The sequence below is a fragment of the Janthinobacterium sp. JC611 genome (genome assembly GCF_018682595.1).
GTDB lineage: Bacteria > Pseudomonadota > Gammaproteobacteria > Burkholderiales > Burkholderiaceae_D > Janthinobacterium.
This window is the reverse complement of sequence record NZ_JAFLJN010000044.1, coordinates 112567-137580: the sequence shown is the minus strand read 5'-3', so window position 1 is coordinate 137580 and position 25014 is coordinate 112567. Positions and strand designations below refer to the sequence as shown.

Here is a 25014-nt window from a genome sequence, read left to right as displayed (position 1 = left end):
AGGTGGGAGGATGCTGATTGTAGCGCAGCGCCATGCCGTGCAGCGGACAAAAAAAAGCCTGCGCGGCGTGGCGCAGGCTTCTTTTCGCCCTACGTAGTCAAGAATCGCTTAGGCGAAGTTCTTGGCAACGAAGTCCCAGTTGACCAGGCCCCAGAACGTTTCCACGTACTTGGCGCGCAGGTTGCGGTAGTCGATGTAGTAGGCGTGTTCCCATACGTCGCAGGTCAGCAGCGGCTTGTCGCCGGTGGTCAGCGGGCAGCCGGCGTTCGAGGTGTTGACGATGTCGACGGAGCCGTCGGCTTTTTGCACCAGCCAGGTCCAGCCCGAACCGAAGTTGCCCACGCACGACTTGGTGAATTCTTCCTTGAACTTGTCGAACGACGACCATTTGGCGTTGATCGCGTCAGCCACGGCACCTGCAGGCGCGCCGCCGCCGGCCGGCTTCATGCCGTTCCAGTAGAAGGTGTGGTTCCATACTTGCGCCGCATTGTTGAAGATGCCGCCCGACGATTTCTTGATGATCTCTTCCAGCGACAGGTTCTCGAACTCGGTGCCCTTGATCAGGTTGTTCAAGTTGGTGACATATGCCTGGTGATGCTTGGCATAGTGGTATTCCAGGGTTTCTTTCGAAATATGCGGCGCCAGAGCGTCCATTTCATACGGCAGTGGTGGCAGAGTATGTTCCATGTGATGTCCCTTTGTGGTGAGTGTTCGGAGTCTTCCAGCCTGTGGCCGGAGGGTTGAGCCAAGCTTGCTGGAAGCAGGCATTCTTGCTGAACGAGCCACTATTGTAAAGCGGATGCGCCATCGCTGCAGATTCCCGCCGGTGTCGCGGATGTCGTTCGCGGAATGATTCTCGTTCAGTGCCGGGGCTAGCGAAAGCGCCGCGTCGTTTCCCTGACGATCAGTTCCAAAGGCGGAATGGCCGCCTGCACGGCTTCGCCATTGATCAGGCCCAGCAGCGCCTCGGTGGCGATGCGGCCGATGTCGTACAGGGGCTGGTGGATGGTCGTCAGCGGCGGCGTCGTGTAGGACGAGCCGGGCAAGTCATCGAAACCGACGAGCGAGATATCGTCGGGCACGCGGATGCCCTTGCGGTACAGGCACAGGCGCACGCCATAGGCGGACAGGTCGTTGGCGGCGAAGACGGCGCTGAACTGCTGCTGCGTGTCAAACAGGTGGTTCATGGCCAGCATGCCGCTGGCTTCGTGGAAATCGCCTTCCACCATCAGCTTCGGATCGATGGCGATGTCCGCTTCGCGCAGCGCGCGCTGGTAGCCCGTCAGGCGCTCGGCCGCATCCGTGTTGTTGGCCGGGCCGGCCACGAAGGCGATGCGGCGGTGGCCCAGTTCCACCAGGTGGCGCACGGCCAGGTAGGCGCCGTATTCATTGTCGAGCTTGAAGCCGATGGCGCTTTTCGTGGCCAGCAGGCGGCCCGTCGAGACGATGGGCCGCTGCTGCGAGAAATCGAGCACGCTCTCGTCCGAGATGCGCCCCGACAGCAGGATGATGCCGTCGACCTTGCGCGCCAGCAGCAGGCGGATGCGGTCGGCCTCTTCCTGCGCATTCCAGTGCCCGCTGACGATGACGGACGCGTAGCCCGTGTCTTTCAAGCCGTCGTCCACGCCGCGCAGGCTTTCGTCGAAGAAGGGGCTGGAAATATCCTGCACCACGATGCCGATGGTCATCGAGCGGCCCTTCTTCAAGCCCTGCGCCATCTGGTTCGGCGCGAACTTCATCTGCGCGATCGCCGCCAGCACGGCGTCGCGCTTGTCGTCGGACACCCTGGCCGTGCCGTTGAGGATGCGCGAGACGGTGCTGGGCGACACGCCGGCCTGACGGGCCACGTCGAGCAGGGTGGAGGGGGGAGCGGCGCGGGCGCTAGCGTTCAAGGTGATTCCTGGTATCGAGATGGCTGGTTGTCAGTGCTCTGAAAACCTTTTCAGTGAAAGATTACCATAAATGCCCGCAGGGCTAACCCGCCCCAATTTTGAAAACGTTTTCACAAAAAACAACAGCAAGCCTGGCGGCCTGTATTTTCGCCTTTCCCATAGGAGAAAACGCAGCATGGCGCCCCGCTTGCCACGCTGACCTCAGTAAAAATGACAACTTTTTCGGTTGACTTGATTTTCTTTGCGGTGTTAAATGGGCGCATGTTGTGAAAACGTTTTCAAGATAGAAGACGCTCAATAATCGGAGATGAATAATGAAGTCAAGCATCCTTGGCGCGGCCCCGCTGGCAGCGCTGACCCTGGCCGCCAGCGCGGCCGCCGCGCCCGCAGCCGTCCCGCCGGACGCCGTGCCGGCGCTGGCCCCCGCCACCATTACCGTCGCCTCGTTCCCCGACCTGGACCGCGCCGTCAAGACGGCCTTGCCCCTGTGGGAAAAGCTGTACCCGCACGTGAAGGTCAAGCTGGTCAGCCTGCAGATCGACGACCACCATAATTCGATGACGACGGCGCTGGCGGCCGGCGCGCGCCTGCCCGACGTGATGGCCATCGACTTCCGCTATGTCGGCAGCTTCGCCGAATCGAAGGGCATGGAAGACCTGTTGCAGCCGCCCTACGGCGCAGGGCAGTACCGCGCCCGGTTCGTGCCGTTCACCTTCGTGCAGGCCACCAGTTCGCGCGGCACCCTGGGCGCCATGCCGGCCGACCTGGGACCGGGCACCCTGTTCTACCGCAAGGACCTGATGGACAAGGCGGGCATCAAGGAAAGCGATTTGACGGCCTCGTGGGAGTCGTACATCGCCGCCGGCAAGAAGCTCAAGGCCGCCACCGGCACCTACCTGCTGGCCGGCGCCAGCGACCTGGCCGATATCTATATCCGCGCCAACCTGAAAGATGGCGAAGGCATCTATTTTGGCGACAAGGGCCAGGTGCTGGTCGACTCGCCGCGCTTCGTCAAGGCCTTCGAACTGGCCAAGGCGGCGCGGGTGGCCGGCATTGATGCGCGCACCGTGGCCTGGACGGGCGAGTGGGCCGAAGGTTTTAAACGCGACAAGGTGGCCAGCCAGATGATGGGTTCCTGGCTCAGCGGCCATCTGGCCAAGTGGCTGGCGCCAGATTCCAAGGGCCAGTGGCGCGCGGCGAACTTGCCGGCCGGTGCGCTGGCGTCGTATGGCGGCTCCTTCTACGGCATTCCGAAAAAGGCGGCGAACAAAGCCCAGGCGTGGGAATTCATCAAGTTCATGACCGTCAACAAGGATATCCAGCTGCATTCGCTCAAGGAGATCGGCGCCTTCCCGGCCCTCAAGGCGGCGTATGCCGACCCCATGATGGACGAGCCGCAGCCGTACTTCGGCGGCCAGAAGACGCGCCTGCTGGCGCGCGACACGGCGGCGAAGATTCCCGTCATCCGCGTCGACAAGTTCGACGCCGTGGCGCGCGACATCGTCAACATGGAACTGGAAAGCGTGCTGGCGCAAAACAAGGATATCAAGACGGCCCTGGCCGACGCCAAGGCCCTGATCACCCACCGCGCGCGGCGCTAGGAGCAGCATGACTACCTCCATGCCTTGTACCGAGGGCGCGCCCGCTGCTACCGCGGCGCGGCCCGCAAAAAAGCGCTTCAACATGAAGCAGTGGGCGCCGTACATCTTCATCAGCCCCTTCTTCATTTTGTTCGCCGTCTTCAGCCTGTTCCCGCTGCTGTTTTCCATCTACCTGTCGTTCAACCAGTGGGAAGCGGCCAGCGGCGTGGAAGCCATGCAGTGGGTGGGGCTAGATAACTATAAATATGCCTTGAGCGACCCGTGGTTTCTGCGCTCGCTGGGCAATACCGTGTGGCTGGCGCTGGCCTCGGGCGTGCCGCAGCACCTGGTGGCCATTCCGCTGGCGGCGTTCATCCACAACAGCTTCAAGCGCTCGCGCAACCTGGTGATCGGCATCTACTTTTTGCCGTTCATCACCTCCAGCGTGGCCATCGCCATGGTCTTCAACACCCTGTTCTCGCGCGACTATGGGCAGATCAATGTGCTGCTCCAATGGTGCGCCAGCCTGCCGCTGATCGGCGGCCTGTTCCCGGCGGAGTCGATCGACTGGCTGGGCAGCTCGCTGTTCATCAAGCCGGCCGTCGCCTTCGTCATTTTCTGGCGCTACCTGGGCTGGAATCTGGTGCTGTACCTGTCCGCGCTGCAGGTCATCCCCAAGGACCTGTATGAAGCGGCCACCATCGACGGCGCCTCGACACGCCAGCAATTCTGGTACATCACCTTGCCGCAGCTGCGTCCCATGATCTACCTGGCCGTGACACTCACCATCATGGGCAATCTGCAGCTGTTCGAGGAGCCGTTCGTGCTGGTGGCCGAATCGAGCGGCGTGAGCCAGTCCGTGATGACGACGGCCATCTTCGTCTACAAGACGGCGTTTTCCTCGGGCGACTTCGGCACGGCGTCGGCCATTTCCTGGCTGCTGTTCCTCATCATCGCCAGCACCACCTGGGTGAACAACCGCATCTTCAGCCGCAACGAACGCCATGAGCGCAAGGAGGCCAAATGAAAACCACCCGCTGGACGGCCTACGCCATGGTGGCCATCGGCGCCCTGATCATGGTCGCGCCGTTCTACTTCATGTTCGTCTTCGCCACGCACACGAGCGCCGAGATCTACAGCCTGCCGCCGCCGCGCTGGTTCGGCACGGCCCTGCTGCACAACCTGGAGCTGCTGCAGGAGCGCCTGCCGTTCTGGCGCAACATCGGCATCAGCCTGTACGTGGCCCTGATGACGACGGCATTAACCCTGTTCTTTTGCTCGCTGGGCGGCTATGCCTTCGCCATGTACGAATTCCGCTTCAAGCGGCCCTTGTTTACCCTGGTGATGGCGTCGATGATCATCCCATCCTTCATGAACATGATCCCGACCTTCATGCTGATGGATATCCTCGGATGGCTGGACCAGCCGCGCGCCCTGTACGTGCCGGGAGCGGCCGGCGCGCTGGGGATTTTCCTCATGCGCCAGTACATCGGCACGGCCATTCCGAAGGATTTGATCGAGGCGGCGCGCATCGACGGCTGCGGCGAATTCGCCATCTACTGGCGCGTCGTGCTGCCGCTGATCGGCCCCGCCATGGGCACCCTGGGCCTGATCACCTTCATCAACTCGTGGAACAATTTCATCACGCCGCTGGTCGTCATGCGTTCGGTCGAGAACTACACGATCCCGCTGGCCCTGCGCAGCATGCAGGCGCCGAACAACACGGAGTGGGGCGCGCTGATGACGGGCGCCGCGATCGCCGTGCTGCCGCTGCTGCTGATGTTTTTTGTCGCCTCGAAGCGCCTCATAGAAGGCCTGACGCAAGGCGCCGTCAAAGGCTAGCACTCTCTTTAATCCACTCACACTGACATGACCACCATGCATAACGACGACATTGACACCAACTTTCCCGCCACCTTCACCTGGGGCGTGGCCACCAGCGCCTACCAGATCGAGGGCGCCGCCGCCATCGACGGTCGCGGCCCGTCCATCTGGGATACCTTCAGCCACACGGACGGCAAGATCATCGACGGCAGCAATGGCGACGTGGCCTGCGACCACTATCACCGCTACGCGGAGGACGTGGAGCTGATCGCCAATCTGGGCGTGAACGCCTACCGCTTTTCCATGTCCTGGTCGCGCGTGCAGCCGGCCGGCTCCGGCGCCTGGAACGAGGCCGGCTTCGATTTCTATGCGCGCCTGCTCGACGCCCTGGCCGCCAAGGGACTCGAGGCCCATCTGACCCTGTACCACTGGGACTTGCCGCAAGCCTTGCAGGACGAGGGCGGCTGGCTCAATCGCGCCACCTGCTATCACTTCGCCGCCTACGCGGCCGAGGTGGCGCGCCGCTTCGGCCACCAGGTCGCCAGCATCGCCACGCACAACGAGCCGTGGTGCACGGCCGTGCTGGGCCACGGCACGGGCCAGTTCGCGCCCGGCATGGCCGACCCGGCCGCCGCCGTGCAAGTGTCGCACCATCTGCTTCTGTCGCACGGCCTGGCCATGCAGGCGATGCGCGCGGTGAACGCGCCGGCGAAACTGGGCATCGTGCTTAATCAATGGACGGCCACGCCGGCCACCGACAGCGCCCAGGACCGTGCGCTGGCCGAACTCGAATATGCGCGCTCGGTGCAGTGGTATATGGACGCCATCTTCAAGGGCCGCTACCCGGCCCTGGCCCTGAAACACGCCGACGCTTCCGCTTTGTCCATCTTTGAAAACGATTTCACGGATATCAGGCAGCCCATCGATTTCCTCGGCGTGAACTACTACACGCGCGCCTTCATGAGCGCCGAGACGCCGCCGCGCAAGCCCGAATGCAAGCTCGGCGTCAACGACATGGGCTGGGAAACCTATCCGCAAGGCTTGACGGAGCTGCTCGTGGGCCTGCACCGCGAGTACCGGCTGCCGCCCGTCTACATCACGGAAAACGGCATGGCCGTCGCCGACAAGCCCGTCGGCGGCAAGATCCACGACGCGGCGCGCATCGAGTACGTGCGGCTGCACCTGGACGCCCTGCGCGCCGTGATTGCGCAGGGCATCGACGTGCGCGGTTATTTCTACTGGAGCCTGATGGACAACTTCGAGTGGAACTCGGGTTACGCCAAGCGCTTCGGCATGCTGTACGTCGATTACGCCACGCAGCAGCGCAGCTTCAAGGACAGCGCCCTGTGGTACCGCGACTTCATCGCCGCGCAGCGCGCGTCCCATGCCGCCGCCCTGGTCGGGGAGCGCTGACATGGCCGCCATTTCCCTGCGCGGCATCCGCAAGACCTACGGCGACGGCCCGGAAATCGTCAAGGGCCTGGACCTCGATATCCATGACGGCGAATTCATGGTCTTCGTGGGACCGTCCGGCTGCGGCAAGTCGACCCTGCTGCGCATGATCGCGGGACTGGAAGACATCAGCGCGGGCCAGCTGCGCATCGGCGACCTGCTGGCCAACGACGTGGCGCCGGCCGAGCGGGGCATCGCCATGGTGTTCCAGAGCTACGCCCTGTATCCGCACATGACGGCGCGCGACAACATGGGCTTTGCCCTCAAATTGGCGGGCAGGCCGGAAGCGGAAGTGCGCGCGGCCGTCGGCAAGGTGGCCGAGATCTTGCGGATCACGCACCTGCTCGACCGCAAGCCCAAGGCCTTGTCCGGCGGCGAACGCCAGCGCGTGGCCATCGGCCGCTCCATCGTGCGCCAGCCCAAGGTGTTCCTGTTCGACGAGCCGCTGTCCAACCTCGATGCGTCCCTGCGCGTGCAGACGCGCATCGAGCTGGCCAAGCTGCACCAGGAACTGGGCACCACGATGATCTACGTCACCCACGACCAGGTCGAAGCCATGACGCTCGGTGACAGGGTCGCCGTCTTTCATGGCGGCCACCTGGAGCAGGTGGGCGCGCCCTTGGACCTTTACCGCCATCCGGCCAGCCAGTTCGTCGCCGGCTTCATCGGCGCGCTGCGCATGAACTTCTTGCCGTGCGCCGCCGTCCCGGCGCTGGCCAGCCAGCTTGGCGGCGAGGCGGGCATGCTGGTCGGCATACGCCCCGAACACCTGCGCCTGGTGCCGCGCGATGAAGGCTATGGCGCCAGCGTGACCCTGATCGAGCAGCTGGGCGATGCGCAGATCATCCACGCGACGCTGGACGATCGCAGCGACGGCGGCCCGCATGCGGTGGCCATCAAGCTGCATGGCGAGGCGCGCCACGCGCTGGCGCAGGGCAGCGCCATCGGCTTCGCGCCGGAAGATGGCCATGCCTTTCTGTTCGACACGGCCGGGCGCGCCGTGGCCACCCATAGACCCCGCACGGAGGCGACATGACTTCAGATTGACACCCCAAAAATGTGCAGCAGTAGCCAAAGAGCTATGTGATCATCATTCAACCAGCGGTACAGGAGACAACAACAATGCAACAGCTCAAACGCAATACCATCGCCCTCAGCCTGGCGCATGCGACCTTCGCCCAGTTCATCTTGCTGGGCAGCGGCGCCGCCATGGCCCAGGAAGCGGCCAGCACCGCGGCAGCCACCGACGCGGCAAAACCGGCCGCCGAGCAGATGGACCGCATCGTCGTCACGGCCACGCGCCGCAACACCTTCGTGCAGGAGACGCCGCTGGCCGTCACCGCCTTCAACCAGGACACCCTGCAAAACAACCAGGTCAAGGATCTGGCGTCGCTGGCGACCATGGTGCCGAGCCTCGTCGTCGAACAGCATGGCGACTCGGGCGGCGTGCACGTCTACATGCGCGGCGTCGGTTCTGCCAACCACACGGAGCTGGGCGACCCTGCCGTCGCCTTCTATGTCGATGGCGTGTATTCGCCGCGTCCGCAGGGCGCCACGGCGCTGATGTACGACCTGTCCCACGTCGAGGTGGCGCGCGGACCGCAGGGCACCCTGAATGGCCGCAATTCGACGGCCGGCGCCGTCAATCTCGTCTCGGCCGCGCCGAGCACGGCCAAGTTCATGGGCTCGGCCGGCATCACGGTGGGCGACTACCGCCACCTGCAGACGCAGGGCATGCTCAACATCCCGTTTTCCGACGACGTGGCGCTGCGCATCGCCGCCATCAAGGATAGCCACGACGGCACGGTGGACTTCCGCCGCGGCTCGAACGTCATGCCGGGCACGGCCAAGTATGGCGCCGGCGACCAGATGGGCGTGCGCGCCTCGCTGCTGTGGAAGTTCACGCCGCAGCTGCGCGGCACCTTCATCGCCGACTATTTCCTCGACCAGGGCGCCGGCAACGTCTACCTGGCGGCCGAACCGAAGCCGGGCGAAAAGCTGCGCTCGGCCCTGATCGACACGCCGGGCACTCTGGACCAGTCGATCCTGACCTACAAGGGCAAGCTCAATTACAAGCCGACGGACGCGCTGGACTTCACTTACCTGGGCAGCTGGAGCCGCTACAAGCGCCAGAACAGCAACGATGCCGATGCGGGCCTGTTCCCCGGCTTCAAGTCGGAAAACCGCACGGACTGGGCGCAGTTCGACAGTTATTCGCACGAGCTGCAGGCGCGCTCGGACGACGATGCGCCGTTCCAGTGGGTGGCCGGCCTGTTCCTCTTCAATGAAAAGAACAAGGTGCGTTTCGATATCGACCGCAGCCAGATTTCGCAGGCGGCCGTGCAGCAGGATATCGCCAACGGCGCCGTGATTTTCGTGCAGCCCACCGTGGGCCAGTATGCGTCGTCCATGTCCTTCATCCAGGGCGACCGCCAGCTCAAATCGAAAGCCGTGTTCGGCCAGGTCAGCCAGCAGGTGACGGAGCAGATCAAGCTGACGGCCGGCGCGCGCTACACGAAGGACCATAAATTCGACATCGGCGGCAAGAACTGGGCTTGCCCGAACTGGCCAGCCAACACGCCGCTGGGCACCACCGTGCTGACGCCCGAGCAGCTGGCGCAGCTGGTCACGCCGGGCACGGGCCTGGCCAACACGCACAATATCGGCCCGGGCGGCGCCATCACGGCGGCCACTTGCGGCAATACGCCGGGCGACAATACGGCCGACCTGAAATACGGCCAGGCCACGTGGCTGGGACGCATCGAGTACAAGCTGCGCCCGGACATCCTGCTGTTCGGCTCCGTGACGACGGGTTTCCACTCGCCGGCCATCGGCGATGGCGGCGCCACCACCAAGCCGGAAAAGCTGACCAGCTATGAAATCGGCTTCAAGTCGGACTTGCTGAACCGCGAACTGACCCTGAACCTCGATGCCTTCCTGATGAAGTACAAGGACAAGCTCGAATCGCAGGTGGTCAACAGCGTGCTGGCCAACTTCAACGCGGCCGGCGCCACCGTCAAGGGCCTGGAAGCGGAATGGGTATGGCGGCCAACGAAGGTCGACCGCCTGACGGGCAACGCCACCTGGCTCAAAGCCGTGTACGACGATTTTCTCTCGTGCGACGTCGATGCGGCGCGCGCGAATGGCCAGGTGTGCGGCTCGACGGCGCCACTGGTGAACGTGGGCGGCAGCACCATGAAGCATGCGCCGAAGTTTTCCACGACCGTCCAGTACGAGCATGATTTCACTGTCGCCGGCGGACAGCTCACGCCGCGCGCCTCGGTGCACTATGAAACCATGTCGTACGTGGGCGCGGGCGCGTTCAATGGCGACGTGCCGGGCCATGCTGGCGTCAAACGCCAGGAAGCCTATACGACGCTGGACCTGAGCCTGCGCTTCCAGCCGGCCAGCACGGCCTACACGGTGGAAGCATTCGTGCAGAACGCCACCGACAAGGCCGTCAAGCTGGACGTCAATGAAATCTGCACGGACGTGGGCATGCCATGCCAGCCCACGCAGCAGATCTATGGCGCCTTCTACAACGCGCCGCGCACGTTCGGCGCGCGCGTGTCGATGAAGTTCTGATCGGGTAGTGTGAAAGAGCAGTCGCAGTAGCAGTCCACTCAGTAGGGAAGGTGTTGGGCCGGGGGCGTCCCCGGCCTTTTTTATTCCAGCGCTTATTCCAGGCTGGCCTGCACGCTGGCGATGCCGATCTGCGCGCTGCCTTCGGCCAGGCGCACGTTGACGTTCTGGCGCGCCTGCAGCTGCGCCGGCGAGCGGACAATGGCGCCTTTTTCATCGCGCAAAATCGCATAGCCGCGTTCCAGGGTGCGCTGCGGGTTGAGCAGCTCCAGCTGCGCCGCCAGGCCGTCGAGGCGGTGGCGCCGCTGGCCCAGCTGCTGCGCCATGGCCGCGCCGCCGCGCCGCTGCATTTCCACCAGGCGCGCGCGCGGCGCCGTGACGTCGGGCCGCAAGGCCGTCCAGCGCGAACGCAGGCGCTCCAGCGCGTACTGCGACTGGGTCACGGGCGCGCGCGCCGCATGCGTCATCGCCGTCGACAGGGCCAGCAGCTGCAAACGCTGCTGGCGCAGCTGCGCCTTCGGGTTGAGCAGGCGGCGGCTGTGGCGGTCCAGCGTTTGCGCCGCGTCGTCGAGGCGGCGGCGCATGGCGCGGCGCAGGTCGGCCGCGTCGGCGCGCAGGGAGGCCATCCAGTCGGCGCGCGGCGTGGCCGCCAGTTCGGCCGCCGCCGTCGGCGTGGCCGCGCGCAGGTCGGCCGCGAAGTCGGCGATGGTGAAATCCGTCTCGTGGCCCACGCCGCTGATCACGGGCATGGAACAATCGGCGATCGCGTATGCCACGGCTTCATCGTTGAACGACCACAAATCCTCGATGCTGCCGCCGCCACGGCATACCAGCAGCACGTCGCACTCGGCCCGTGTCGATGCCGTGCGGATGGCGTGCGCGATCTTTTCCGGCGCCTGCTGGCCCTGCACGGGTGTGGGATACAGGATGATATTGACGTGCGGCGCGCGGCGCTGGAGCGCGATCAGGACGTCGCGCAGCGCGGCCGCCTGCGGGCTGGTGACGATGCCGATGCTGCGCGCGAACATGGGGATGGCGCGCTTGCGTTCCTGGTCGAACAGTCCCTGCGCGGCCAGCTTTTCCTTCAGGCGCTGGAATGCCTCGTACAGGGCGCCCACGCCGGCGCGGCGGATGGCTTCCACGTTGATCTGGTAATCGCCGCGCGCGCCGTACAGGGTGACGAGGGCGCGCACTTCCACCTTGTCGCCTTCGCGCGGCGTGAAGCCGGCGTACTGGGCGCGGCCACGGAACATCACGGCGCGCACCTGGGCGCCATCGTCCTTCAAGGTGAAATACCAGTGGCCGGAAGCGGCGCGCGTGAAGTTGGAAATTTCGCCGGCGATCCAGGTCAGGGGAAACGAGCGTTCGAGCAGGCGCGCGACGGCCTGGTTCAGGGCGCTGACGGTCAGCACGGGCGGGGCGGCAAAGCCGCTGTCAGTCGGGTTGTCGGTCATCATCAAGCGGGGCAGGGAAGGATCTGTCCACAAATTATCGGCGAGGTCATGCTTATGTCATATATCGCGCAAAACAACAAGTTCTATTTCTAAGTATTTGATTTCATGATGAATTCCCGTATGCCCGATTTGCGTGCACAGGGAAAAAAACCTTTAATATCAAGCACATCAGTACAGCCCCTGCCACTTACGCACAAAGTTATCCACAGAAAGTGTGCGGAACTTTTTGCCTTGGACAAACATTGCCCGGCCAGCCCACGTTGAGCCATAAAAATGCCTTGCCACATTTTTGCGCACGGAAATAAAGTCCATATGAATCAATCGCTTAGTATGCCATGCATGGCCTTGCGCACAATCTTATCCACAAAAAATGTGCAGAACTCCGGCGCGGCGCCCCATTTATCCACTGGAGCGTCCATGGCATGGCTTGCCTGAATTTTGCGCAGGATAAAAATAGCCATATAAATCAAGGGTGTAGCATCCTGTCGTGGGCCTTGCTCACAATCTTATCCACAGAATGTGTGCAAAACTGCCTAAACCGTTTCCTGGTTTGCCCGGCTTTTTCACCGCGTGGATGTCCAATATTCTTGCCTTATTTTTGAGCAATGAAAAAAATCCCTTTAAAATCAATGCTCTTGCATGGAGTCAATCGGCTTGCTCACAATCTTATCCACACTTTATGTGTGGAACTGCGCTGGCGGTGGAAAAGTGCTGTCTTGAAGAGAAATAAGACGCCGAAAACCCCGCTTTTTTACCCTTGCTACATTTTTATGCAAGGCAATAAAAACGATATAAATCAAAGTACTTGGCGCGTATCTTTGCGCTTGCGCACAATCTTGTCCACAGATTGTGTGCAGAACTTTGGCGGCCGACATGCCGCGTCTTGCGCGCCCGCTGCCACTTTTTTACTCATTGATTTAATTCCCTTTAAAATCAATGGCTTGATTGAATTCCTGGGCTTTGCGCACAATCTTGTCCACAGTAAATGTGCAGAACTCTTCAGGTATTGGTTTATTGACATTGACTCCTGCCGATAAGCTGCTATGCCTGTATTTTGCGCAGTGCGATAATTCCCATGTAAATCAACGACTTGCATAATGGACTTCATGCTTGCTCACAATCTTATCCACACAAAGTGTGCAAAACTGTGCCGCGGCGGCAGGCGCCCGCCGCGCCGTGTGGACAAGTCTACATGCGGGCGCCACTTGCCGCCGGCGCGGCAACGCGCTACATTGCGCCATTCCTGCGCGGACGTACCATCGTCCTTTGGCGCTCGGTACAATACAGGCTGTTCCGGCGCTCCAGCGCCTTCCCTTTACCAGGAGTTTCTTTTGCTCGCTATATTTCAAGCCGCTGGCTGGCCCATCTGGCTGTTGTTGATCGCTTCCATCGTCGCCCTGGCCCTGATCATCGAGCGCCTGCTGTATTTGCGCCGCGCCAAGATCCTGCCCCGCAAGCTGTTTGATGAAGTGGTGCAGGTGTATCGCAGCGGCAAGATCACGCCGGACACGGTGGCCAAGCTGGAAGACAATTCGCCGCTGGGCGTGGTGCTGGCCGCCGCCCTGCGCAATGTCGACGCGCCGCGCGAGGTGATGAAGGAATCGATCGAGGAGGCCGGCAGCGGCGTGGCCCACACGCTGGAACGCTTCCTGACGACCCTGGGCACCATCGCCACCCTGGCGCCGCTGATGGGCCTGTTCGGCACGGTGGTGGGCATGATCGAAATCTTCGGCTCGCAAAACGCCAGCGGCTCGAATCCCGCGCAATTGGCCCACGGCATCTCGGTGGCCCTGTACAACACGGGCTTCGGCCTGGCCATCGCCATGCCGACCCTCGTCTTTTACCGCCACTTCCGCGCCCTCGTCGACAGTTTTGTGATTGACATGGAGCAGCAAGCGGTCAAGTTCGTCGACATCGTCCACAGTGGCCGCAAATGAACTTCCGCAAAGGCAAGGGGCGTGAAGACCCCGAAATCAACCTGATCCCGTTCATCGACGTGCTGCTGGTGATCCTGATCTTCCTCATGGTCAGCACCACCTACAGCAAGTTTACGGAGTTGCAGATCACCTTGCCGACGGCCGACGCCGAGCAAGCCAAGGACAAGCCGCAGCAGATCGACGTCACCATCGACGCCAAGGGCAACTACACGGTCAACCGCGAACCCGTGTCGTTCCGCGACGTGGCCGGCCTGGCCGACGCCCTGCAAGACGCGGCCAAGGCGGCCAACGGCGGCAAGGCGCCCGCGCAGACGCCCGTGGTGGTGGTCAACGCCGACCAGTTCGCCATGCACCAGATGGTCATCCACGTGATGGAAGCGGCGCGCCTGGCCGGCTATGAAAAGCTGACGTTCGCGGCGCAGGCGGGCGGCAAGTAAGTTCTTTTTCAACCCCAATCGAAGTGCTGGGGTCAGACCCGCCGGGTCTGACCCCGGATTTTGCTCCTGGGGTTATTTTTTACGTCTGTCCCCATGCCCACATCCTCCCCCGCCAAGCTTGAAATCACTCTCACCCGCGCCTGGCTGACGCGCGGCCCGCTGGCGTGCGCGCTGTGGCCCGTCTCCGTGCTGTTCGGCGCGCTGAGCGCCGTGCGGCGCGGCTTGTACCGCGCCGGCGTGTTGAAATCGGCGCGCCTGCCCGTGCCCGTCGTCGTCGTCGGCAATATTTTCATCGGCGGCACCGGCAAGACGCCGCTGACGATCTGGCTGGTGCAAGCCTTGCGCGAGGCGGGCATGCGCCCGGGCGTGATTTCGCGCGGCCATGGCAGCGCCGACCGTTCGCCGCGCGCCGTCACCGCCGCGTCCACGCCGCAGCAGGTGGGCGATGAGCCGCTGCTGATCTTCCAGCGCGGCGGCTGCCCCGTGATGGTGGGGCGCGACCGCGCGCAGGCGGGCAGGGCGCTGCTGGCGGCGCATCCGGACGTCGACGTGCTGGTCACCGATGACGGCTTGCAGCATTACGCCTTGCGGCGCGACGTGGAAATCGTGCTGTTCGACGGCCGTGGCGCCGGCAACGGCTGGCTGCTGCCGGCCGGACCCCTGCGCGAATCGCCGCGCCGCCGGCGCGACGTGACGGTGATCAATGCGCCCGCGCTGGCGCCGGCGCTGGTGGCGCAGGTGGCGCCCAAGGGCTCCCTGGTGGTGCAGATGCGGCTCGATGGCGGCGTGGCCGAACGCCTGGCCGACCGCACGCAAGGCATGGCGCTGGCCGACCTGGCGGCCGGCGGCCAGCGCATCGTGGCGGCGGCCGGCATCGGCAACCCGCGGCGTTTCTTTGCCATGCTGCGCGGGGCCGGACTGGACTTCATGGAACTGCCGCTGCCCGACCATCACGACTTTCTCGACCAGCCATTTGCCGCCCTCGACACGGACGTGATCTTGATCACCGAGAAGGATGCAGTAAAATGTGCGCAAATTGAACATCTCAAAGACGACCCGAGACTGTGGGTCGTCCCGGTCAGCGCGCGCATCGATAGCGCGCTGGCCCAACAAATTGTGGAGAAATGTCGTGGACGCTCGACTGCTTGATATCCTGGTCTGCCCTGTTTGCAAGGGCCCGCTTGAACACGATAAGAAGGCGCAGGAACTGATTTGCCGCGCCGACCGCCTCGCCTATCCTATCCGCGATGGCATCCCCATCATGTGGGCGGACGAAGCGCGCACCCTGCAAGACGCAGTGGAATAACGATGGCGTTCATCGTCATCATCCCGGCCCGCCTGGCCTCGACGCGCCTGCCGGGCAAGCCGCTGGCCGACCTGGGCGGCAAACCGATGGTGGTGCGCGTGGCCGAGCAGGCGCTGCTCTCTGGCGCCGCGCGCGTCATCGTCGCCACCGACCATGACAGCATCCGCGCCGCCTGCGCCGCGCATGGCGTGGAAGTGTGCATGACGCGCGCCGACCATCCGTCGGGCACGGACCGCATCGCCGAAGTGGCGCGCACGCTCGCTTTGCCGCTCGATGCCGTCATCGTCAACCTGCAGGGCGACGAACCGTTGATCGATCCGTCCCTGCTGGCCGCCTGCGCCGCGCAGATCAGCGCCACCGTCCCCATGGCCACCTGCGCCCATCCGCTGCACGAGGTGGCCGACGCGTTCAATCCGAACGTCGTCAAGGTCGTGCTGGACAAGGCAAACCGTGCCTTGTATTTTTCGCGCGCCACCATCCCCTGGCACCGCGACGGCTTCGCGCAGTCGAAAGACAGCTTGCCGCAAGGCTACGTACCGCTGCGCCATATCGGCCTGTACGCGTACAGCAATGCGTTCTTGCAAGAATATCCGCAATTGTCCGCTTCGCCGCTGGAAACCATCGAGGCGCTGGAGCAGTTGCGCGTGCTGTGGCATGGCGTCGCCATCGCCGTGCACGTGACCGATAGCGCGCCGGCCGCCGGTGTCGACACGCCGGAAGATCTTGCCAGGGTGCAAGCCCACTACGGCGCCCTGTAAGCGCTACCCGCAAAACGGCAGGCGTGCAAATAAAGTTTTGTGCGCCTGCAGTAAAAACCACATTTTGAAACGCCTGCTTCGCTAATTGCTGGCTTTGATCAATCAGGGCATAGCAATTCGACAGCAAACTGGCGTTCCGGGGATTTTTTGTGGTAAGTTTCGTAGGGAAAGATAGCCATAGCAACATCATCTAAAAATAATTACACATACCACCATCCAAAATCTGTTTTTTAGGAACTTTTCAATGCGTCTGATACTTTTAGGAGCACCCGGTGCCGGCAAGGGCACCCAAGCTAACTTCATCAAAGAAAAATACAACATTCCACAAATCTCCACGGGCGACATGCTGCGCGCGGCGATCAAGGAAGGCTCCGAACTGGGCCTGGCAGCGAAAAAAGTCATGGATGCGGGCGGCCTCGTGTCGGACGACATCATGATCGGCCTGGTCAAGAACCGCCTGCAGGAAGCCGATTGCGCCAACGGCTACCTGTTCGACGGCTTCCCGCGCACCATCGCGCAAGCGGACGCCATGAAGGATGCCGGCATCAATGTCGACTATGTGCTGGAAATCGACGTGCCCGATGAGTCGATCATCGAGCGCATGGATGGCCGCCGCAGCCACCCGGGTTCGGGCCGCGTGTACCACGTCAAATTCAATCCGCCCAAGGTCGACGGCGTCGATGACATCACCGGCGAGCCGCTGATCCAGCGCGACGACGACAAGGCGGAAACGGTCAAGAAGCGCCTGGACGTGTACCACAACCAGACCAAGGTCTTGTTGGGCTACTACAATGACTGGGCCAAGTCCGGCCTGCCAGGCGCGCCGAAATACCGCCGCATCGCCGGCGTCGGTCCGGTCGAGCAAATCCGCGACAGCGCATTTGCCGCCCTGGCGGAATAAGCAGTTGTTGAAAAGCGGACCTGAGTGTCCGCTTTTTTTGTGCCCGCTGTTCACCGGCGGTGCCGTGTCGTTTTCGTGGTTCAGTTTTTTTGCAGGTCGTGTTTTCCTGGCTGCGCGCACCTACCCGGTGCGGTCTGCAGCTGTTGGCAATGACGTCGGATAAAAACAGAAGGGGACGATATGGCAGCCAGTGTGTGGTTTGCGGTAGCCTGCGGCGTGGTCGCAGTCATTTACGGTTTGGTGTCGCGTAGCTGGATCCTGCGCCAGGATCCCGGCAACGCGCGCATGCAGGAAATCGCCCTGGCCATCCAGCAGGGCGCGGCCGCCTACCTGGCGCGCCAGTACCGCACCATCGCGTTTGTGGGCGTGGTGCTGCTGATCGCCATCTATGTGCTGCTGGGCCTGCACACGGCGCTGGGCTTTCTGATCGGCGCCGTGCTGTCTGGCGCTTGCGGCTTCATCGGCATGAATGTCTCGGTGCGGGCCAATGTGCGCACGGCGCAGGCGGCCACCCTGGGCATCAACCAGGCCCTGAACGTGGCCTTCAAGGGCGGCGCGATCACCGGCATGCTGGTGGTCGGACTGGGCTTGCTGGGCGTGACCCTGTTCTACTGGCTGCTGGTGACGACGGGCGCGCCCGGCCTGACGCAGCATGACCTGATCAAGCCTTTGATCGGCCTGGCCTTCGGCGCCTCGCTCATTTCCATCTTCGCGCGGCTGGGCGGCGGCATCTTCACCAAGGGCGCCGACGTGGGCGCGGACCTGGTGGGCAAGGTGGAGGCGGGCATCCCCGAAGACGACCCGCGCAACCCGGCCGTCATCGCAGACAACGTGGGCGACAACGTGGGCGACTGCGCCGGCATGGCGGCCGATCTGTTCGAAACCTATGTCGTGACCCTGATCGCCACCATGCTGTTGGGCGCCTTGCTGATGGCCGAGGCGAGCGGCACGGCCATCATCTACCCGCTGCTGCTGGGCGCCGTCTCCATCCTCGCCTCCATCGTCGGCTGCTCGATGGTCAAAACGGCGCCCGGCAAGAAGATCATGTCGGCCCTGTACACTGGCCTGTGGTGGGCGGCCGGCCTGTCGCTGGTGGGTTTTGCCGTGGTGACGTGGCTGCTGTGGCCCGACGACGCCATGCGCTACAAGATGCTGGGCGCCACCGTCGTCGGCATCGTCCTCACGGGCCTGATGGTCTACATCACCGAGTACTACACGGGCACGGACTTCAAGCCCGTGCGCCACATCGCCGAAGCGTCGACGACGGGCCACGGCACCAACATCATCGCCGGCCTGGGCGTGTCGATGAAGTCCACCGCGTATCCGGTGCTGGCCGTCTGCGTCGCCATCCTCGTCTCGTATCAATTGGCAGGCCTGTACGGCATCGCCATCGCGGCCACCTCGATGCTGTCGATGGCGGGCATCATCGTCGCGCTCGACGCGTATGGCCCCATCACGGATAACGCGGGCGGCATCGCGGAAATGTCGGGCTTGCCCGACTCCGTGCGCGCCATCACCGATCCTTTGGATGCCGTCGGCAACACCACCAAGGCCGTCACCAAGGGCTATGCCATCGGTTCGGCCGGGCTGGCCGCGCTGGTGCTGTTCGCCGACTACACGCATGCGCTCGAATCGGTGGGCCAGCACATCACCTTCGATTTGTCGAACCCCATGGTCATCGTCGGCCTGTTCATCGGCGGCCTGATACCGTACCTGTTCGGCGCCATGGCGATGGAAGCCGTGGGCCGCGCGGCCGGCGCCGTGGTGGTCGAGGTGCGGCGCCAGTTCCGCGACATCAAGGGCATCATGGAAGGCACGGCGCGGCCCGAATACGACAAGGCCGTCGACATGCTGACGGCGTCGGCCATCCGTGAAATGATAGCTCCCTCCCTGCTGCCGGTGGTGGTGCCCATCCTCGTCGGCATGCTGCTGGGACCGGCGGCGCTGGGCGGCCTCCTGATGGGCACCATCGTCACGGGCCTGTTCGTGGCCATTTCCATGACGACGGGCGGCGGCGCCTGGGACAATGCCAAGAAATACATCGAGGATGGCCACTTCGGCGGCAAGGGGTCGGACGCGCACAAGGCGGCCGTCACGGGCGACACGGTGGGCGACCCGTACAAGGACACGGCCGGTCCGGCCGTGAACCCCTTGATCAAGATCATCAATATCGTGGCCCTGCTGCTGGTGCCGCTGCTGCCGGCCACGGGCTGGCTGGCCGTCAAGGCGCCGGCGCCCATCCACGCCCCCGCGCCGGCCATCCTGGCGCCGGCGACACCCGTGCAAAGCTTGCCGGCGCAATAAGACGGCGCATTCCCGGCAGCCCCGTGGCACATGCTGCGGGGCTGTGCCGCGTCAGAAGCGCGACGTCAGACCGACGAACATGCGCCGGCCCGGCACGTAGTAGTCGACCAGGCCGTCGGCCATCGGGCCCTTCTTGAACAGGTTTTGCACGCCGCCGCGCACGGTCCATTGTGGCGTGACCTTGTAGGACACGACCGTGTCGACGATGGTGTAGGCCTTGTCGGCCAGCTTGCCCGCATCGAGTTCCTTGCCTGTGTACTGGGCCGATACTTCGCCGAACAGCTGGTCGCTGACTTGCCAGCCCAGCGCCGAGTACCACGACAGTTTTGGCGTCGACAGCAGGTTGGCGCCCGTGGTCAGGTTTTTCGCTTCCGCCATATAGGTCACGTTGTTACGCCAGTTCAGGTTTTTCGTCAGCGCGATGGTGGCCGTCGCTTCCAGGCCGCTGGTGCGCGCCTTCTGGATGTTCGTCATCCTGGTCCACCACAGGCCCTGGAACTTGCCCAGCGGCGCATAGTCGATCTTGTTCTTGAAATCCGTGTGGAACCAGGTCAGGCCCACGTCCCAGCCATTCTGTTCCCACGCCACGCCGATCTCGGCTGCCGTACTCGTTTCCGGCTTCAAGTCCGCATTGCCGGCCATGTAGCAGGTCCCGCTGATGTAGCCCAGCGGTTTCAAGCTGCCGCAACCGCGCCCGCCCGAGTTGGTCGCCGCCGCCGGCGAGTTTTCCTTCAGGCTGGGGGCGCGGAAGCCTTGCGACACGCCGCCCTTGATGGTCCAGGCGGGGGCAGGGTGGTACACCAGGTACAGGCGCGGGCTGTAATGGTTGCCGAACTTGCCGTGGTGATCGAGGCGCAGGCCGGCCGTGGCCGTCAAGTTGTCGCGCAGGAACAGTTGATCTTCCGCGAACAGGGCCGAGGTGGTGCCCGACAGGGTGGCGCCGCTCACGGGATTGCCCAGGTAATCGGTGGGCACGGTGCCGATGGTGTCCGTATTCGTCAATTCCTGGTGCTTCCACTGGCCGCCCATCACCAGCATTTGCTCGATGCCGCCCCAGCCGAGCCGTTTTTCCAGGCTGGCGTCGAGCGTGCTGTCCTTGGATTTGGCCACCGTGCCGACGACTTCGTTGTCGAAATCGTTGTGGTACAGGTTGACCGTCGTCTTGCCGAAGTCCCAGCGGCCTTCGTAGCCGAGGCTGACGCTCTTGCGTATCAGCTTGCTGGCGCCCCAGCTGTAGACCAGCGGCTCGCCATCCGCATCCCGTGTGCTTGAATCGCTGGCTTCCTGCCTGCCGTAGCTGGCGTCCAGCGAGAGGTTCTGTTTCTTGCCCAGCGCCCAGGTCAGCTGGCCCGAGACAGTCTGGTTGCGTTCGCCGCCCATGCCACCGGCCTTGTCGAATTTTTCATCGGGATTCTGGCGCGACTGGCTCACGCCCAGGCGCATGCCCACCGTGTCCGACAGGGGGCCGGCCAGGTTCACGCCCAGCTGGTGCGCCGTGCCGCGGTCGCTGTCCTGCGGCTGCGTGTAGTTGGCCGTGGCCGAACCGTTCCACTTGCCCGGCACCTTGCGCGTGATGATGTTGATCACGCCGCCCATGGCGTCCGAGCCGTACAGCGAGGACATGGGGCCGCGCACCACTTCGATGCGCTCGATCATGTCGGGCGAGATCCAGTTCAAGTCCTGGCGGCCCAGGTCGGGACGGTAAGCCGTGTCGGCCGAGCTGCCCACGCGCTTGCCGTCGACCAGGATCAGGGTGTATTTGTCGGGCAGGCCGCGCAGCTTGATCTTCGACGCTTCGCCTTCGGGGCCGGTGCCGCCCGTCACGCCGGGGATGCGGCGCAGCAGGGTGTTGAGGTCATACACGGGCTGGCGCTCGATTTCCTCGCGCGTGATGACGCTGATGCTGGCCGGCGCATCCTTGATGTCGATGGCCGTGCCCGACGCGGTGACGACCACCGTGTTCATGCTGGGATCGGCGGCCGCATTGCCTTCGGCCCAGGCGTTGCCGACGGCCAGCGAGAGCAGGCAGGGCAGGAGCAGGGCGGCGGAATGGATGGCAGGGGCGGGAGTGGCGACGGGGGCTGTGAAGGCGGGACTACGCTGGGTCATGGTGAACTTTCCGGATGTTGTTATTTCCTGGCTGCCTTCCGGGTGGCTTGGGTATCAATGAATGAAAAGAGAATCAACTGCGCTCGAATTCTGTTAATGAGAATAAGAATCGTTCTTATTGTAATGCCATCCTGGCAAGAAGGAAAGTGCTGAGAGGAAATAAAACACTGTTGCACGGTGCGCATGGCATCTGGCGCCGCGTGTGCCAATAATGAAAGCGGTATGATCGATGCTTGGGGAGGTGGCATGAAGACGCTGATAAGAACCATACCGGTGCTGGCGTGCGCCATGCTGCTCGCTGGCGGCCAGGCTGGCGCCCAGGAGCAGGCGGCGCCCGCCGGGTCCTTGACTGAGCCTTTGCCCGTCTGCCGGCTCGACCCGCGCGACAGCGGCAAGCTGGCGGTGGAGCCATGCCGCCCGGCGCCGCCCGTGCAGCCGCGCCGTGCCGTGGCGCAGGTGATCGGCCGCATGCCGGCGCAGCCCGCGCCACCCGTCGTGCCCGTGGCGCCCCTGCCGCCCGGCTTGGCCGTGCCCATGCCGCGCGCGCCGCAGCCCATCGGTTCATGCGACACGGGCGGCTGCCGCGACGCGGCCGGCGCGCGCTACAACGGCGCGGGCAACGCCACGCTCGACGCCAACGGGCGCATCTGTCACCGCAACGGCGCCTTTATCCAGTGTTTTTAACCCTGCCGTACGCCGGCGCCGCAAGTTTTCGCTCGGTGAGCGTAAAAATGGCTACAATTGTCGCCGACATTACGTTTACGTAAACGTAATCATGACACCATGCAACCACCAGGCGCCGGGAACACGGCCCTTATCACTCAGGAGATTTCATGCAGATTCAGGACAATGTATTCATCATCACGGGCGGCGCATCGGGCCTGGGCGCGGCCACGGCGCGCATGCTGACGGCGGCCGGCGGCAAGGTCGTGCTGGCCGACGTGCAGACGGAGGCGGGCCAGGCGCTGGCCGCTGAACTCGATGGCGTGTTCGTGCAGTGCGACGTGACGTCGGAAGAAGACGGCCTGGCCGTGGTGGCGGCGGCAACCAAGCTCGGCACCTTGCGCGGCCTGGTCAACTGTGCCGGCGTGGCGCCGGCCGTGAAAACCGTGGGCAAGGATGGCCCGCATCCGCTGGCCCTGTTCCAGAAGGTCGTCAACATCAACCTGGTCGGCACCTTCAATATGTGCCGCCTGGCGGCCGACGCCATGGCGAAACAGGATGCGACGGCCGAAGGCGAGCGCGGCGTCATCATCAACACGGCGTCCGTGGCGGCCTACGATGGCCAGATCGGCCAGGCCGCGTATGCGTCGTCGAAGGCGGCCGTGGTGGGGCTGACCCTGCCGATGGCGCGCGACCTGTCGCGCAACGGCATCCGCGTGATGACGGTGGCGCCCGGCATTTTCGAAACGCCGATGCTGCTCGGCATGCCGGCCGAAGTGCAGGATGCGCTGGGCAAGATGGTGCCGTTCCCTTCGCGCCTGGGCAAGCCCGGCGAATACGCGCAACTGGTGAAAGCCATCGTGGAAAACGTCATGCTCAATGGCGAAACCATCCGTCTCGATGGTGCGATCCGCATGCAACCCAAATAAGCCCGGCGTGATTTGAGGTAGGATACCCCCGTATGGGGCGTACAGCCTTGCCTGGCTGTGCGCCCTTTTTTTATCGGAGAATCCATGATCGCATTGAAGCCGCTGGCGCTGAGCCTGACCTTGCTGGGAGCGCTGGCCGCCAGCCCCGTATTTGCCGAAGTGCCGCAAAAGGCGCCGGAAATCGCCACCGCGTATGCGGAAAAAAGTGGCTGGGCGGCGCAGAAATTCATGGTCGCCGCCGCCAATCCGCTGGCCGCCGATGCCGGCTACCAGATGCTGAAAAAGGGCGGCAGCGCCGTTGACGCGGCCATCGCCACGCAGCTGGTGCTGACCCTGGTCGAGCCGCAGTCGTCGGGCATCGGCGGCGGCGCCTTTTTGCTGTATTCCACGGCCAAGGGTGTGCAAGCGTACGACGGACGCGAAACGGCGCCCGCCAGCGCCGACGAACACCTGTTCCAGAATGCGGACGGCAGTCCCGTCTCGCGCGCCACGGGCGTGGTGGGCGGGCGTTCCGTGGGCGCGCCGGGCGTGCTGCGCATGCTGGAACTGGCGCACAAGGAACACGGCAAGCTGCCGTGGGCGACCCTGTTCGCTCCCGCCATCCGCCTGGCGCACGGCGGCTTTCCCGTCAGCCAGCGCCTCAACGGTTTGCTGAGCTGGGACCAGGCCCTGAAGCGCGACCCCGTCGCCGCCGCGTATTTCTATGACCCGGACGGCAAGGCCTGGCCCGTCGGCCACGTGCTGAAGAACCCGCAGCTGGCGCGCACCCTGCGCGAGATCGCCCGCGGCGGCGCCGACGCCTTTTACCAGGGCCGCATCGCGCGCGACATCGCCGCCAAGGTGGCGGCGCATCCGACCAATCCGGGCAAGCTGACGGCGCAGGATATCGCCGGCTACCGGGCCAAGGTGCGTGAACCCGTCTGCAGCGATTACAAGGCCTGGACCGTGTGCGGCATGCCGCCGCCATCGTCGGGCGGCATCGCCATCGCGCAGATGCTGGGCATGCTGGAAGTGAAGGATATCGGCCCGTACCCGCCCGTCGACGGCGTGCTCGACGCGCAAGCCATCCATTTGTTCTCGGAAGCGGGGCGCCTGGCCTACGCGGACCGCAACCGCTACGTGGCCGACACGGACTTCGTGCCGCTGCCGGGCAAGGGCGTTGCCTCGATGCTCGACAAGACCTACCTGGCGCAGCGCGCCTCGCTGATCGGCGAGAAATCCATGGGCCGCGCCTTGCCCGGCACGCCGCCCGGCATGCAGGTGGCGTGGGGCATGGACAACGCCTTGCAGCGCCCGTCGACCTCGCACCTGGTGGCCGTGGACGCCTTTGGGGGCGGCCTGTCGATGACCACCAGCGTGGAAGACGCCTTCGGTTCGCGCCAGATGGTCGACGGCTTTTTGCTGAATAACCAGCTGACGGATTTTTCGTTCGATTCGCGCGATGCGGATGGCCCGATCGCCAACCGGGTCGAAGCGGGCAAGCGTCCGCGCAGCGCCATGTCGCCCACCCTGGTGTTCGAGAAGGGCACGCACAAGCTGGTGCTGGCGACGGGGTCCCCGGGCGGCTCGTCCATCATCAATTATGTCGCCAAGGTGCTGGTCGGCACCATGGACTGGGGCTTGAACGTGCAGCAAGCGATCAGCCTGCCAAACTTCGGCAGCCGCAACGGCCCGACGGAGCTGGAAAAGGGCCGCGCGCCGGCCGCCCAGGTCGAGGCGCTGCAGGCGATGGGCCACGAGGTGCGCGTGATCGAACAGAATTCCGGCTTGCAGGGCATCATGCGCCTGCATGCGCACGGCAAGGATTTCTGGTTTGGCGGGGCGGATCCGCGGCGCGAAGGCATGGTGCGGGGCGACTGAAATTTCCACAAAGTATGCAGACCCTG

At 64.0% G+C, this 25014-nt stretch carries 21 protein-coding genes; 16 read left to right on the top strand and 5 right to left on the bottom strand.

Translation table 11 applies throughout. The annotated features are described in order from the left end of the window. Positions 1 to 108: 108 nt before the first annotated feature. Positions 109 to 687, bottom strand: coding sequence for a superoxide dismutase (locus tag J0O65_RS24455; RefSeq protein ID WP_034751750.1), 579 nt, complete (start codon positions 685 to 687; stop codon positions 109 to 111). Positions 688 to 872: 185 nt separating this feature from the next. After that, complete coding sequence (locus J0O65_RS24450) at positions 873 to 1892, bottom strand: LacI family DNA-binding transcriptional regulator (RefSeq protein WP_251373963.1); 1020 nt, start codon at positions 1890 to 1892, stop codon at positions 873 to 875. A 314-nt stretch (positions 1893 to 2206) separates the two neighbouring features. Here J0O65_RS24450 and J0O65_RS24445 point away from each other — a divergent pair, with 314 nt between their 5' ends. The 6 genes from J0O65_RS24445 to J0O65_RS24420 all read left to right on the top strand — a co-directional run bounded on the left by J0O65_RS24445 (position 2207) and on the right by J0O65_RS24420 (position 10333). Further along, positions 2207 to 3493, top strand: coding sequence for an extracellular solute-binding protein (locus tag J0O65_RS24445; protein WP_215409764.1), 1287 nt, complete (start codon positions 2207 to 2209; stop codon positions 3491 to 3493). Positions 3494 to 3500: 7 nt separating this feature from the next. Continuing rightward, positions 3501 to 4499, top strand: coding sequence for a carbohydrate ABC transporter permease (locus J0O65_RS24440; RefSeq protein WP_251373962.1), 999 nt, complete (start codon positions 3501 to 3503; stop codon positions 4497 to 4499). After that, complete coding sequence (locus J0O65_RS24435; RefSeq protein ID WP_215409763.1) at positions 4496 to 5314, top strand: carbohydrate ABC transporter permease; 819 nt, start codon at positions 4496 to 4498, stop codon at positions 5312 to 5314. The genes J0O65_RS24440 and J0O65_RS24435 overlap by 4 nt, the downstream gene beginning before the upstream one ends. Before the next feature lie 27 nt (positions 5315 to 5341). After that, complete coding sequence (locus tag J0O65_RS24430) at positions 5342 to 6709, top strand: GH1 family beta-glucosidase (RefSeq protein WP_215409762.1); 1368 nt, start codon at positions 5342 to 5344, stop codon at positions 6707 to 6709. A 1-nt stretch (position 6710) separates the two neighbouring features. Then, on the top strand, positions 6711 to 7784 hold the full coding sequence (locus J0O65_RS24425) for an ABC transporter ATP-binding protein (protein WP_215409761.1): 1074 nt from the start codon (positions 6711 to 6713) through the stop codon (positions 7782 to 7784). A gap of 86 nt (positions 7785 to 7870) precedes the next feature. Beyond that, positions 7871 to 10333, top strand: coding sequence for a TonB-dependent receptor (locus J0O65_RS24420; RefSeq protein WP_215409760.1), 2463 nt, complete (start codon positions 7871 to 7873; stop codon positions 10331 to 10333). A gap of 92 nt (positions 10334 to 10425) precedes the next feature. Here the strand turns inward: J0O65_RS24420 and xseA are convergent, their stop codons facing one another. After that, a complete protein-coding gene (gene xseA / locus J0O65_RS24415) occupies positions 10426 to 11787 on the bottom strand; it encodes an exodeoxyribonuclease VII large subunit (RefSeq protein WP_215409759.1) in 1362 nt (453 codons plus the stop codon). A 314-nt stretch (positions 11788 to 12101) separates the two neighbouring features. Next, positions 12102 to 12245: a hypothetical protein gene (locus J0O65_RS24410; RefSeq protein ID WP_215409758.1), complete on the bottom strand. Its 144-nt coding sequence runs from the start codon at positions 12243 to 12245 to the stop codon at positions 12102 to 12104. Positions 12246 to 13115: 870 nt separating this feature from the next. On the opposite strand from J0O65_RS24410, the gene J0O65_RS24405 reads away from it, so the two are divergent. From J0O65_RS24405 to J0O65_RS24375, 7 genes are all read left to right on the top strand, one after another. After that, positions 13116 to 13721 (top strand): MotA/TolQ/ExbB proton channel family protein, encoded by a 606-nt coding sequence (locus J0O65_RS24405; RefSeq protein WP_070224614.1) that lies wholly within the window; start codon positions 13116 to 13118, stop codon positions 13719 to 13721. Next, the gene (locus J0O65_RS24400) at positions 13718 to 14158 is read left to right on the top strand and encodes an ExbD/TolR family protein (protein WP_215409757.1); all 441 of its coding nucleotides are present in this window, start codon (positions 13718 to 13720) and stop codon (positions 14156 to 14158) included. The genes J0O65_RS24405 and J0O65_RS24400 overlap by 4 nt, the downstream gene beginning before the upstream one ends. Positions 14159 to 14251: 93 nt before the next feature. Next, on the top strand, positions 14252 to 15307 hold the full coding sequence (gene lpxK, locus J0O65_RS24395; protein WP_215409756.1) for a tetraacyldisaccharide 4'-kinase: 1056 nt from the start codon (positions 14252 to 14254) through the stop codon (positions 15305 to 15307). Continuing rightward, positions 15288 to 15464 carry a Trm112 family protein gene (locus J0O65_RS24390; protein WP_010395789.1) on the top strand — a complete coding sequence of 59 codons (177 nt, stop codon included), beginning with the start codon at positions 15288 to 15290 and terminating at the stop codon, positions 15462 to 15464. The genes lpxK and J0O65_RS24390 overlap by 20 nt, the downstream gene beginning before the upstream one ends. 2 nt (positions 15465 to 15466) lie before the next feature. Further along, positions 15467 to 16222, top strand: coding sequence for a 3-deoxy-manno-octulosonate cytidylyltransferase (kdsB, locus tag J0O65_RS24385; RefSeq protein WP_215409755.1), 756 nt, complete (start codon positions 15467 to 15469; stop codon positions 16220 to 16222). Positions 16223 to 16466: 244 nt separating this feature from the next. Continuing rightward, a complete protein-coding gene (gene adk, locus J0O65_RS24380) occupies positions 16467 to 17123 on the top strand; it encodes an adenylate kinase (RefSeq protein ID WP_086146700.1) in 657 nt (218 codons plus the stop codon). Between the two features lie 180 nt (positions 17124 to 17303). After that, on the top strand, positions 17304 to 19427 hold the full coding sequence (locus J0O65_RS24375) for a sodium-translocating pyrophosphatase (RefSeq protein ID WP_215409754.1): 2124 nt from the start codon (positions 17304 to 17306) through the stop codon (positions 19425 to 19427). A gap of 51 nt (positions 19428 to 19478) precedes the next feature. On the opposite strand, the gene J0O65_RS24370 is transcribed toward J0O65_RS24375, so the two are convergent. Further along, positions 19479 to 21536 (bottom strand): TonB-dependent receptor domain-containing protein, encoded by a 2058-nt coding sequence (locus J0O65_RS24370; protein ID WP_215409753.1) that lies wholly within the window; start codon positions 21534 to 21536, stop codon positions 19479 to 19481. Positions 21537 to 21782: 246 nt separating this feature from the next. Between J0O65_RS24370 and J0O65_RS24365 the strand changes: the two genes are divergently transcribed. The 3 genes from J0O65_RS24365 (at position 21783) to ggt (ending at position 24988) form a co-directional block, all read left to right on the top strand. Further along, positions 21783 to 22220, top strand: a complete 438-nt coding sequence (locus J0O65_RS24365; protein ID WP_215409752.1) for a hypothetical protein — start codon at positions 21783 to 21785, stop codon at positions 22218 to 22220. A 149-nt stretch (positions 22221 to 22369) separates the two neighbouring features. Then, positions 22370 to 23128, top strand: coding sequence for a 3-hydroxyacyl-CoA dehydrogenase (locus J0O65_RS24360; protein ID WP_152251741.1), 759 nt, complete (start codon positions 22370 to 22372; stop codon positions 23126 to 23128). An 84-nt stretch (positions 23129 to 23212) separates the two neighbouring features. Then, positions 23213 to 24988: a gamma-glutamyltransferase gene (gene ggt, locus J0O65_RS24355; RefSeq protein ID WP_215409751.1), complete on the top strand. Its 1776-nt coding sequence runs from the start codon at positions 23213 to 23215 to the stop codon at positions 24986 to 24988. The last annotated feature ends 26 nt before the right edge of the window (positions 24989 to 25014 follow it).